The 11,733-nt window shown below is 73.0% G+C and carries 10 protein-coding genes; 3 read left to right on the forward strand and 7 right to left on the reverse strand.

Annotated elements, in window-relative coordinates; genetic code table 11:
* Positions 1 to 15: 15 nt before the first annotated feature.
* Entirely contained in the window at positions 16 to 1,419 is a 1,404-nt protein-coding gene (locus tag R2740_RS04015; protein ID WP_371301404.1) for a wax ester/triacylglycerol synthase family O-acyltransferase, read from the reverse strand.
* A gap of 28 nt (positions 1,420 to 1,447) precedes the next feature.
* Between R2740_RS04015 and R2740_RS04020 the strand changes: the two genes are divergently transcribed.
* A complete protein-coding gene (locus R2740_RS04020) occupies positions 1,448 to 2,581 on the forward strand; it encodes a DNA polymerase IV (protein ID WP_371301405.1) in 1,134 nt (377 codons plus the stop codon).
* 63 nt (positions 2,582 to 2,644) lie between these two features.
* On the opposite strand, the gene R2740_RS04025 is transcribed toward R2740_RS04020, so the two are convergent.
* The 6 genes from R2740_RS04025 to R2740_RS04050 form a co-directional block, all read right to left on the reverse strand.
* Positions 2,645 to 3,139: a DUF402 domain-containing protein gene (locus R2740_RS04025; RefSeq protein ID WP_371301406.1), complete on the reverse strand. Its 495-nt coding sequence runs from the start codon at positions 3,137 to 3,139 to the stop codon at positions 2,645 to 2,647.
* Between the two features lie 40 nt (positions 3,140 to 3,179).
* Positions 3,180 to 4,031, reverse strand: a complete 852-nt coding sequence (locus R2740_RS04030) for an SDR family NAD(P)-dependent oxidoreductase (RefSeq protein ID WP_371301407.1) — start codon at positions 4,029 to 4,031, stop codon at positions 3,180 to 3,182.
* Between the two features lie 84 nt (positions 4,032 to 4,115).
* The gene (locus R2740_RS04035) at positions 4,116 to 5,303 is read right to left on the reverse strand and encodes a glycosyltransferase (RefSeq protein ID WP_371301408.1); all 1,188 of its coding nucleotides are present in this window, start codon (positions 5,301 to 5,303) and stop codon (positions 4,116 to 4,118) included.
* Positions 5,300 to 7,438 carry an ArnT family glycosyltransferase gene (locus R2740_RS04040; protein ID WP_371301409.1) on the reverse strand — a complete coding sequence of 713 codons (2,139 nt, stop codon included), beginning with the start codon at positions 7,436 to 7,438 and terminating at the stop codon, positions 5,300 to 5,302. Before R2740_RS04040 ends, R2740_RS04035 begins: the two co-directional genes overlap by 4 nt.
* 47 nt (positions 7,439 to 7,485) lie before the next feature.
* A complete protein-coding gene (locus R2740_RS04045) occupies positions 7,486 to 8,925 on the reverse strand; it encodes an ATP-binding protein (RefSeq protein WP_371301410.1) in 1,440 nt (479 codons plus the stop codon).
* A complete protein-coding gene (locus tag R2740_RS04050) occupies positions 8,922 to 9,653 on the reverse strand; it encodes a response regulator transcription factor (protein WP_371301411.1) in 732 nt (243 codons plus the stop codon). The genes R2740_RS04045 and R2740_RS04050 overlap by 4 nt, the downstream gene beginning before the upstream one ends.
* A 116-nt stretch (positions 9,654 to 9,769) precedes the next feature.
* Between R2740_RS04050 and R2740_RS04055 the strand changes: the two genes are divergently transcribed.
* Together R2740_RS04055 and R2740_RS04060 are read left to right on the forward strand one after the other, a co-directional pair.
* Positions 9,770 to 10,246, forward strand: a complete 477-nt coding sequence (locus R2740_RS04055) for a hypothetical protein (RefSeq protein ID WP_371301412.1) — start codon at positions 9,770 to 9,772, stop codon at positions 10,244 to 10,246.
* A 111-nt stretch (positions 10,247 to 10,357) separates the two neighbouring features.
* Positions 10,358 to 11,665 (forward strand): hypothetical protein, encoded by a 1,308-nt coding sequence (locus R2740_RS04060; protein WP_371301413.1) that lies wholly within the window; start codon positions 10,358 to 10,360, stop codon positions 11,663 to 11,665.
* Positions 11,666 to 11,733 lie beyond the last annotated feature (68 nt).

Here is an 11,733-nt window from a genome sequence, read left to right on the forward strand (position 1 = left end):
CGACGCGGCAGGGCCTCAGACCCCGGCGGCCTGCTCGAGTGCGGTCAGCTCGTGGTCGAGGTGGGTCAGGATCCGCTGCAGGCTGGGGAGCGTGCGTCGGCAGCCGGTCAGCCCGAAGTCCATGTGGCCGGCGTACGACGTGCAGGTGATGTTGAGGGCCATCCCGTCGATCGGGATCGACAGCGGGTAGTTGCCGACCATCTCGGCACCGTTGAAGAAGTGCGGCACGCGGGGCCCGGGCACGTTGGAGATCACCAGGTTGTACGCCGGCCGCCCGACGCCGCCGAGCTTGAGCATCGACGGCAGGACCGCCGGCACCTGACCGATCGCGCTCATCGCCTGGATCTGCAGGGGAGTCATCTGCGCCAGCGCGCGTTTGCCGTCGCGCATCGACTCGTGCACCGACTGCAGCCGCGCGGCGGGGTCGGCAAGGTCGGTGCCGAGCTTGACCATCACCGACCCGACCGCGTTGCCGCCCTCGGCGGACGCCGAGCCCGACTGCTTGGCCTTGAGCCCGATCGGCACCATCGCGACCAGCGTCTGCTGCGGCAGCGCGGCCTGTTCCTCGAGGTAGGTGCGCAGCGCGCCGCTGCACATCGCGAGGACCACGTCGTTGAGCGTCGTCCCACTCTCCCGGGCGACTCCGCGCAGGCGCTCCATCGGCCAGCTCTGGGCGGCGAACCGCCGGGAGCCGGTGATGGGCTGGTTCAGGATGCTCTTGGGGGCATACAGGGAGAGCGGCGAGGTCTCGTTGCGCAGGCTCCGGCTGAGGGTGGTCCACAGCGCCTTGGGCAGACCGGCGGCGTCGGCGCTGATCTCGAGGGCCTTGGCGGCGATCGACACCGACACCTGCTCCAGGCTGCTCTCGGCCTCCTCCTGGGCGCGCGCCGTCCTGGCGCGCGGGCGGGCGGCCCACGGCGGCGGCAGGTCGCGGGCGTCCGGGTCGGTGGTGAGGATGCTCTGCAGCAGCCGGTTGGCGGAGACGCCGTCGACCAGCGCGTGGTGCATCTTGGCGTACATCGCGATCCGGCCGTCGCGAAGGCCCTCGATCAGGGTCCACTCCCACAGCGGGCGTTCGGTGGCCATCCGGGTGCTGTGCAGCCGCGACACCAGCTCCAGCAGCTCACGGACCCGACCCGGCTTGGGCAGCGCGCTGTGCCGCACGTGGTACTCGATGTCGAAGTCGTCGTCCTCGACCCAGACGTACTGCCCGCCCGTCTTCACCGAGCGGTAGGGATGCTTCTTGAACAGTGGCGCGATGTCGTCGACCTCGCGCATCTGGTCGAACAGGTCGCGGGTGTAGCTCCGACCCGCGTCCGGCGGCTTCTTGTAGAGCTGCAGACCGCCGACATGCATCGGCACCCGACGCGAGTCGGCCAGCAGGAAGCCGAGCGCCGTCGGGTCCAGGGGAGTCGCCACGGCCCGATCCTCGCGGCAGGATCGACACATGACAAGGCCGGCGCCGCAACCCGCACCCCGTGGCGGTGCCTCGCGGCGCTGGGTCCTGCACGTCGACCTGGACCAGTTCATCGCGGCGGTCGAGATGCTGCGCCGGCCCGAGCTCGAGGGGCTGCCCGTCGTCGTCGGGGGTCGCGGTGACCCCACCGAGCGCGGGGTGGTCTCGACCGCGTCGTACGCCGCCCGCGAGCACGGCGTCCGCTCGGGCATGCCGCTGCGCACCGCCCTCAAACGGTGTCCGGACGCGGTGTTCCTGGCCGTCGACAAGCCGGCGTACGACGCGGCGTCGGTGCGGGTGATGGCGACGCTGCGCGACCTCGCGTGGGGCGGGGTGCCGGTGCTCGTCGAGGTGCTGGGCTGGGACGAGGCGTTCGTGGGCCCCGCGCCCGGCGTCGATCAGGCGGCCCTCGACCCGGTCGGCTTCGCCGAGGAACTGCGGGCCGCGGTGCTGGCGGAGACGGGGCTGCACTGCTCGGTCGGTGTCGGCGACAACAAGCTCCGCGCCAAGATCGCGACCGACTTCGGCAAGCCGCGCGGGATCTTCGTGCTCACCGGCGAGACCTGGTTCGAGGTGATGGGGGAGCGGCCGACGACCGCTCTGTGGGGCGTCGGAGCCAAGACGGCGCGCAAGCTGGAGGCGCTCGGCGTCTCGACGGTCTCCGAGCTGGCCGCCGCTGACGCCCGGGTGCTGGCGGCGGAGCTGGGCCCGACGATGGGGCCGTGGTACCGCCGTCTCGGTCGTGGGGTCGGCGACGACACCGTCGACCCCACCCCGTGGGTGCCGCGGGCGCATGGTCGCGAGGAGACCTTCCAGATCGACCTGGAGTCGCGTGCCGAGGTCGAGGCCGCCGTGCGTCGGCTGGCCGTCGCCGCGCTCGCCGACATCGACCGTGAGGGCCGGCCGGCGGCCCGCGTCGCGATCAAGGTGCGGCTGCGACCGTTCGTCACGCGGTCGCGCAGTCTCACCCTGCCGGAGCCCTCGCGCGACCCCGACGTCCTCGCCGACGCGGCCGTCTCGCTGCTCGCCCGGGTGTCCGAGCTGGTCCCCGAGCTGGTCCCCGACCGCGTCCGGCCCGTCCGGCTGCTCGGCGTCCGCCTCGAGATGACGCCCCCTGAGCGATAGTCCGGCGCGAATAGCACCTGTCAGGGCTCGGGCGGGGTGCTTTTCGCGCCGGACTATCGAGAGTCAGAGGGAGCGGAGGACGGCCAGCCAGGAGGCCGGGGTGGTGGCGTCGAAGGGCGCCGCGCCGCGGCGTACGCCGGCCAGCACGGCCGCGCAGGTCGCCTCCGCTCCGGCGACGACCTCGGGCGGATAGCCGAGGTCCACCCGGTGCTCGGCGAACTCGTCCTCGTCGTCGACGCAGACCGTGCCGTCGTCCAGGCGCACGACGTCCAGGTCGAGGTCGACCGCGTGCAGCGTCGTACCCTCCCAGCGCGGTCGGTCGGTGACGTCGACGTAGACGCGGAATCCGTGGCGGGACGGCTGGTCCGGGAAGAACGTTGCGAGGAAGCTCCCGTGCTCCGGCACCAGCGTCACGTGGTCGTGCTCGGCGACGAACGTCGCGCCCGGTCGGGAGAAGCGCGTGCCCTCGCGGAACCCCACCCAGTGACCGTGACCGTCGCCGCCGAGGAAGAGCCCGTCGAACTCCCAGTGAGGCCGCCGGCCCCACTTGGTCGTCACGATCCGTACCGCCGCACCCGGGTCGAGCCCGGGGGCCGGGCTATCTCGAGGTCCCGACACCGGACCCCCGCGCCCGCAACCGGCGGGCCCGACGGGCCAGGACGTCCTGGTAGCGCGAGCCGAGCAGCTTGGCCGCGTGGTGCAGCAGGTGGGCGTCGGCGCCGACCAGCACCCGCGCCTTGCCGGCGAGCACGCCGCGCAGGATGATCTCGGCGGCCCGCTCCGGCTCCATCCGCGCCAGATCCTCGTCGAAGGCCCGGGCCGCCTCGTCGTGGTCGACGCCGGCCGCGCTCCGGGCGTTGCGGGCGATGGCCGTCTTGATCCCGCCGGGGTGCACCACGGTGACACCGACGGGATGCCCGGCGGCGAGCAGCTCTGCGCGCAGCGCCTCGGACAGGCCGCGGACGGCGTACTTCGTGGCGTTGTAGGCGCTCTGCCCCGGCATCGACATCAGGCCGAAGATCGACGACATCGTCACCAGATGCCCCTCGCCACTGGCGATGAGGTGCGGCAGGAACTCCTTGGTGCCGTGCACCACGCCCCAGAAGTTTGTGGCGACGATCCACTCGAGGTCGTCGTACTCCAGGTCCAGCAGGTCCCCGGAGAGCGCCACGCCCGCGTTGTTGACGAGGACCTCGACGCGGCCGAAATGGGCGGCGACGGCCTCGGCATAGTCGGTGTACGCCGCCCGGTCGCGCACGTCGAGCCGGTCGGCGCGGACCTCCCGGGCGCCCGCGGCCGCTGCCAGCCGCGCGGTCTCCGCGAGCCCGACCTCGTCGACGTCGGAGATCGCGAGCAACGAGCCCCGCCGCGCCGCGGCCACCGCCAGCGCCCGACCGATCCCCGAGGCCGCCCCGGTGACCACCACCACCTTGCCGTCCAGGGTCCGCATGAGGCGACCCTACTGACGGGGCCCCGTCTGCGACGCCTCACGTCCCCGTCTGCGACGCCTCAGCGGGGTGAGCCGGGTGCCGACTCAGCCCGCGGAGGCCGGGGAGGGCCGGAAGATCCACCACTTCATCGCACTGAACCGGAGCACGGTGACCAGCAGGTTGGCGGCGGTCAGCACCGTCACCTCGACCACGGGGTGCGGAGCACTGGCCACCGCATGCAGCACGACCAGGGCGCCACTGGTCAGGGCCAGACCGAGACCGAACACGAACAGTCCCTGCAGGTGGTGTCTCACGGCGCCCGCGCCGCGGACGTCGAAGGTCAGCCGACGGTTGGCGGCGGTGTTGGCGACCGCGGTGAGCAGCAGCGCCATCACGTTGGCGAGCTGGGCCGGCCAGAGCTGACGGAACAGCAGGAACAGCAGGGCGTACGCCGCGGTGCTGGCCAGCCCGATGGCCGCGAAGAAGACGACCTGGCTGCCGGTGCGCCCCTCGCGTCGGCCGCGCCCGAGCTGCTCGCGCACGTCGTCCAGAGGCAGCCGCCCGGTCAGCAGTGCCCAGCCGAGCCGGCGGATCCCGGCGAGGTCGTCGAGGATGGTGCGGGTGAGGTCGACCCGTGAGTCGGGGTCGTCGTCCCAGTCCACCGGCACCTCGTGGATGCGCAGCCCGGAGCGCTCCGCGAGCACCAGCAGCTCGGTGTCGAAGAACCACGAGTCGTCCTGGACCAGCGGGAGAAGCGCCCGGGCGACGTCGCGGCGGATCGCCTTGAAGCCACACTGGGCGTCGCTGAAGCGCGCTCGAAGGGTGCCCTTCAGGAGGGTGTTGTAGCAACGGGAGATGAGCTCCCGCGTGGGACCGCGGGAGACCCGGGCACCGCGCGTCAGCCGGCTGCCGATCGCGAGGTCGGAGTGACCGGACAGCAGGGGTGCCACCAACGGCAGCAGCGCGTTGAGGTCGGTGGACAGGTCGACGTCGAGGTAGGCGAGCACCTCGGCCTCGGATGCCGACCACACCTGCTTCAGTGCCCGGCCGCGGCCCTTCTCGGGCAGGGTGACCACCCGGACGTGCTCGTGCTCGTGGGCGAGCCGCCTCGCCACCAGCGGGGTGGCGTCGGTCGAGGCGTTGTCGGCGATCGTCACCAGCCAGGTCCAGGGCAGTGCGGCGAGCTGCCGGGTCAGCTCCTCGATCGCCCGGGGCAGCGCGGCCTCCTCGTTGTAGACCGGGACCACCACCTCGACCGCGGTCGGCGCGGGCAGCGGGAGGGCGGCGCTCATCCGCTCGCCCCCGTGCTCAGGTCGTAGACGGTGATGCCGTCGACGGTCTGGGCGGTGAAGTTCTCCTGCACCCAGGTGGAGATCTCCGACGACGTGTTGCCGCCGGGCCCGAACCCGCCACCGGGACCGCCGCCGTTGCCGCCACCGATGAAGTAGTGGATCTCGCCGGCGGCCACCCACGCCTGGAACTGCTCGAGCGTGGGGCTCGGGTCGCTGCCGTTGAACCCGCCGATGGCCATCACCGGCTCCTCGGTGGCCAGCTGGTAGCCCGAGGCGCTGTTGGAGCCCACCGCGGCCGCGACCCAGGTGTAGGAGTCGGCGTCGGCCTCCAGCATCGCGGTGATCTCGGCACCCGGCGTGCTGCCGGTGAGCAGCCCACCCGCGCCGCTGCCGCCACGGGACGTGGTGCCTCCCGTCGTGCCGCCGGTCGTCGGGGGCGTCGTCGTGGTCCCGCCGGTGGTCCCGCCGGTGGTCCCGCCGGTGGTCCCGCCGGTGGTCCCGCCGGTGGTCCCGCCCGGGGGCGTCCCGCCGGGGCCTCCGAAGCCACCCCCGCCGGGGCCTCCGCCGCCGGGACCGAAGCTCCCGGCGACGGTCGGGCCGGCGCTGGGGATCGAGCCGGTGTGCGGGGTGGCCGCAGTGGACAGGGAGTACGCCGCCGGGCCGGCCAGCCCGGCCATCAGCGCGGCGGCTGCCACGACGGCGCCGACCCGGGCCGGCAGATGACGGACGCCGAGCAGCATCAGCGCGGAGGCGAGTCCGACCGTCGCGACGGCGTACTTGAGCCAGGGGTGCCAGTCGGTCGCCCGGTCGAGCAGGATGAAGGAGGTCACCGTGGTCGCGGCCATCGCGAGGGCGAGCACGCTGCTGGCGAGCAGCGAGTCGCGCCGGCGCCAGAGCACCACGGCGCCGATCCCGACGAGCGCGGCGATGGCCGGGGCGAGGGCGACGGTGTAGTAGGCGTGGAAGATGCCGGCCATCAGGCTGAACGTGAGCCCGGTGACGAGCAGCCAGCCGAGCCAGACGGTCAGCCCGGCCAGCACCGGCCGCTGTCGCCGCGCGACCACGAGCGCCGCGAGGCCGAGGATCAGGGCCGCCGGCAGCAGCCAGGCGATCTGACCGCCGATCTCGGCGTTGAACAGCCGGGTGATCCCGGTCGCACCCCACCCGCCACCACCGCCGACCGAGCCGGTCTCGTCGCCGGTGAGCCGACCGAAGCCGTTGTAGCCGAGGGTCAGCTCGAGGATCGAGTTGTCCTGCGAGCCGCCGATGTAGGGCCGGGAGTCGGCCGGCCACAGCGACACGATGGCGACCCACCACCCGGCGGCCGCGATCATCGCACCGAACGCCGCGAGCAGGTGACCGATCCGCCTGCCGAGCGGCACCGCCGCGAAGAGCAGGTAGACCAGCGCGAGTGCCGGGAGCACCAGGAAGGCCTGGAGCATCTTGGCGAGGAAGGCCAGGCCGACCAGCGCGCCACCCAGGGTGACCCAGCGCAGCGCGTGCCCGTCGGTGCGGCGGGTCTCGTCGACGGCGCGCAGGGTGGCCGCCGCCGACCCGATCAGCAGCAGGGTGAGCAGCGCGTCGGGGTTGTTGAAGCGGAACATCAGCACCGCCACGGGGGTCAGCGCCAGCACGGCGCCCGCGATCAGCCCGGCCGCCGCCGAGCCCGTCGTGCGCCGGACGGTGCGGTGCAACAGCCATACCGAGGCGACGCCGAAGATCGCCTGGGGGACCAGGATGCTCCACGAGGACAGCCCGAAGACCCGCACCGACAGCGCCATCGGCCACAGCGACAGCGGGGTCTTGTCGACGGTGATCGAGCTCGCCGCGTCGGAGGAGCCGAAGAAGAACGCCTTCCACGACTCCGAGCCCGCCTGCACGGCCGCGGAGTAGAACGAGTTGGCCCAGCCGGACTCGCCGAGCCCCCACAGGTAGAGCACCGCGGTGGCGACGAGCAGGCCGCCGAGGGCCGGGCGCTCCCACCGTGCCCGGTCCGGCGAGCCCGTCGGCTGGACCGACGGTGGCCGACTCGGCCTGGCGGGTGCGGCGGTCGGAGCGCCGCGGCCGGGGGAGGAGGGCGGGGGCGTCGGAGCAGTGGTCGGCGCCGAGGAGTCGGGGAGCGTCGTCTGGGTCACGATCCCACCGTGGCTCGCGGATCTGTCGCGCCGGTGGGGTGAACCTGTCAGCCTGCTGTGGCTTCGATGAGGCCGGGCAGCGCGACGGTGATGGTGGTGTCGCCGGGGGTGCTCTCGAGCCGGACCGAGCCGCCGTGCGCGACCGCGATCGCCTTGACGAGGGAGAGGCCGAGGCCCACTCCACCCTCGCCGGCGCGGGTGCGCGAGACGTCGCCGCGCGCGAACCGCTCGAACGCCGACGCCACCAGGTCAGGGGGGAAGCCCGGCCCGTCGTCGTGCACGGAGATCTCGCCGCGTCGGGCCCGGACGGTCACCGTGGTGCCGGCGGGGGTGTAGCGCCGCGCGTTGGTGAGCAGGTTGGTGGCGACCTGGTGCAGCCGCAGCTCGTCGCCCTGGATCTCGAGGGCCTGGTCGGGCAGCTCGAGCCGCCACTGGTGGTCGCCGGCGAGCACGCGGGCGTCGGAGACCGCCTCGACCAGGATGCGTGACACGTCGACCTGCTCGCGCTCGAGGGGGCGGCCCGCGTCGAGCCGGGCCAGCAGCAAGAGGTCCTCGACCAGGCTGGTCATCCGATCCGACTCGGCCTCGATCTTCGACAGGGCGGTCTCCCGGATGCCGGTGTCCTCGGGGCGCTTGCGGGCCAGCTCGGTGTAGCCGGTGATCGTGGACAGCGGCGTCCGCAGCTCGTGGGAGGCGTCGGCGACGAACTGGCGCACCTGCTGCTCGCTGCGGTGCCGTGCCTCGAGGGAGGACTCGACGTGGGCGAGCATCATGTTGAGCGCCGAGCCGACCTGCCCGACCTCGGTGCGCTCGTCGGTGAGGTGCGCCGGCACCCGGGTGGTCAGGTTGATGTCGCCGGTGGCCAGCGGCAGGTCGGCCACCTCGTGGGCGGTCGCGGCCACCTCGCGCAGCGGCCTGAGCTGCCGGCGTACGAGGGCGAAGCCGGCGGCGCCGGCCAGGAGTACGCCGGCCGCGGCCAGGGCCAGCCCGCGGGTCAGCAGGCTCGAGAGCACCCGGGTGACGTCGCTGCTGGGCAGCCCGATGACGATCCGGGCGTCGGCGCCGGTCGTGGCCTGGGCCGGCCGGACCACGACGTGGTACTCGCCGGCGTCGGGCAGGTCGACGACGTGGACGGCCTGGTCGGAGGGGACGTCGTCGAGCGCGGCCAGGTCGGCGGTGGTGAGGTCGGACGTCGAGTGGTCCTGGTCGGCGTCGTTGATGGTGCCGTAGCCGCCGGTCGTGCCGGTGGCCGGCAGGGCCGCGGTCAGGGTGCCGGGCGCGCCGGCCCGGTCGTCGTCGTGGTCGTGGTCGGCGCCGTGGAAGTCGCCCGCGGGCGGAGGGCCGGGCCGGGTCAGCAGCACCCGTTCGTCGAGTCGGGCGGAGAGATAGCTGCTCATGGCGTAGGTCGTCAGCCCGACGACCATCAGGCTGACCAGGGCCACCAACGCGACGGCGGTGGCGACCAGGCGACCGGTGAGTGACCTCACTCGCCGTCCTCGGCGTCACCGTTGGCGGGCTTGAGGACATAGCCCGCGCCCCGCATCGTGTGGATCATCGGCTCGTGGCCGGCGTCGATCTTCTTCCGGAGGTAGGAGATGTAGAGCTCCACGACGTTGGCCTGGCCACCGAAGTCGTAGTTCCACACGCGGTCGAGGATCTGCGCCTTGCTCAGCACCCGTCGCGGGTTGCGCATCAGGAAGCGCAGCAGCTCGAACTCCGTGGCGGTGAGGGAGACCTCGTCGCCGCCACGGAACACCTCATGGGAGTCCTCGTCGAGGGTCAGGTCGCCGACCGTCAGCACGTGCTCGTGGACGACGGCCTGGGCGCCGGCGCGGCGCACCAGCGCGCGCAGCCGCGCCACCAGCTCCTCGAGCGAGAACGGCTTGGTGACGTAGTCGTCGCCGCCCGCGGTGAGTCCCGCGACGCGGTCCTCGACCGAGTCGCGGGCGGTGAGGAACACGACGGGGACGCCGGGGTCGAAGGCGCGCATCCGGCGCAGCACCTCCATGCCGTCGAAGTCGGGCAGCATCATGTCGAGCACGACGGCGTCGGGCTTGAACTCCCGGGCGGCGGAGACCGCCTTGGTCCCGGTGTGGGCCTGGTGCACCTCCCAGCCCTCGTAGCGCAGCGCCATGCCGATCAGCTCGGCGATGTTCTCCTCGTCGTCGACGACGAGGACGCGCAGGGGGGTGCCGTCTGCCCGGGTCATCTCCATGGGCTCACCCTCTCGTCTGGACCTGTGCGTTGTCTGTGAGTGCTCTGTGGTGTCGGTGGGTGAGTTTCCCGGCGGTTTCACAGCCTCAACACAGCGACGAGGCGCATCCTGGTGCTATGAGCGACCAGCAGTCCGAGCCGGAGGGCTCGACACCCACCGGAGACTCCGTCGACCAGCCGACCGACCAGCCGACCGACCAGCCGACCGACCAGACCGCCGGCCAGACCGCCGACGCGACGGTCGAGCAGCCGGTCGCGCCCGCGGCGCCGTCGTACGCCGGGCCGCCGGCGACCCCGTGGCGGGAGCGGGTGCTGGGCGCCAAGGGCGTGGCGGCGGTCGCGGTCGGCGCCCTGCTGGTCGGCGGGCTGGGCGGCTTCGCGCTCGGCCGGGTGGTCCACCACGACCGGGGCGACTGGCGGCAGGGCGGTCCGGGTTGGCACGGCGGTCCCGGCGGCCAGTTCGGCGGCCAGTTCGGTCCCCGGGGCCAGGTCGGGCCTCCGGGTGGCCCTGGTGGTCGCGGCTGGGGACAGGGTCAGACGCCCGAGCAGGGTCAGGACCCGACCGGTGGCAACGGACGCGGCCCCACCGGCTGATCTCGCGTCGTCACCCGAGATCCCGCCCCGGTGACGTAGGGTGCCGGGACCTGCTGGCGATCTGACGGGGTTCTCGTGCTGCGTGTCTCTGCTGCTGTTCGTGCTGTCCTGGTGGCGTTGTTGACGCTGCCGCTGGCGATGTCGCTGGTCTCTCCGGCGTCGGCGGAGGCGGTGCTGACGGTGACGCCCACCGCGGCGATCGGTCCGGTGGCGGTGGGCGCGTCGCCGACGGCCTCCTTCACGATCGACCCCGACCCGGGGGGTGAGCCGGTGCACCTGGACTGGACGGTGCGGTCCGGCACGCTGGAGACCGATCCGGTCGTCCGCTCCGGGAGTGCTGACGTCACCCCCGATGTGGACGGGGTGGTGTCGCTGACGTTCGACACCCCGACCGAGCTGGGTGAGGGGACCTATGGTCTCGAGGTCGTGGCCAGTGACGACGTGCCCGGCACCGGCCCGGCCACCGGCACCTCGGGGATCATCGACGTCGTGGTGCTCAGCCCACCGACCGTCTCGGTCTCGACCAAGATCCGCAAGTTCTTCCCCTACCACGACAACTTCCAGGACTCGCTGCGCTACCGGGTCACCTCGACCGGGCGCGCCAGGGTCCAGGTCACCGTCCGGGAGGCGTCCGGCAGCGAGGTGTTCATGGTGGCGAGTGTCTTCCTCACGGCTGGCGCGTCGAGAACCCTCACCTGGGGCGGGGGTCTCCCCGGAGCCGGGCAGGCGCCGGCGGGACGCTACGTCGTCAGCGCGACGGCGACGGACCCCGCGGGGTCCGTCGCGACGGCGGACATGACCGTGGTGCTGTCCCGGGCCAAGCTCCGGTTCGGTGACAAGACGGTCACCAGGCTTCCGACGAAGACGATCGTCGGCCGGTCCGTCGGCCGCTGCTCCTCCCTGAGGACCCCGTCCTCGCACGGTTGGCGGGGCTCCCAGGGCTACTACTCCCGGTCGCGCTGCGCCAGCAGCGCCAACCACGCCGACGTGGTGCTGGGGCAGCACGCGATCTGGCTGCCGCGGGCGGTGCACGACGACTACCACTACCTCACCGTGTGGCTGTACGGCGGCAAGGCCAAGGGCGCCAGGTCGGCGTACATGATCCTGACGAACCTCGACAAGCGCGGCCGGGTCTATGGCAGCGAGCAGCTCTCCGCGTCCCTGGGTTGGCACCGCGGCCAGCCGGTCTACGGACCGGAGGTCGTGCGCAAGGCCTCGGGACGGCCCTACCTCTCCTGGGTCACGGGACTCGCGCAGGGCTCTCGCTACGACGTGAAGAAGTTCAAGATCACGGTCGAGCGACAGGTCCTCCGCAACCCCGATGGCAGCATCGAGTGGCCGGCGACCGGAGGCGCGGCCGGGACCTCGGAGCCGGTCGCGTCGGCGCCCGCGCTCGACCCACGCACCTACCTGCCGTAACCACCTCGCGGTCCGGCCCGCCCGGGTGACACCATGGGCGGCGCCATGGCCGACCGCAGGAGGAGACC

Source organism: Nocardioides sp., assembly GCF_041393715.1.
GTDB lineage: Bacteria > Actinomycetota > Actinomycetes > Propionibacteriales > Nocardioidaceae > Nocardioides.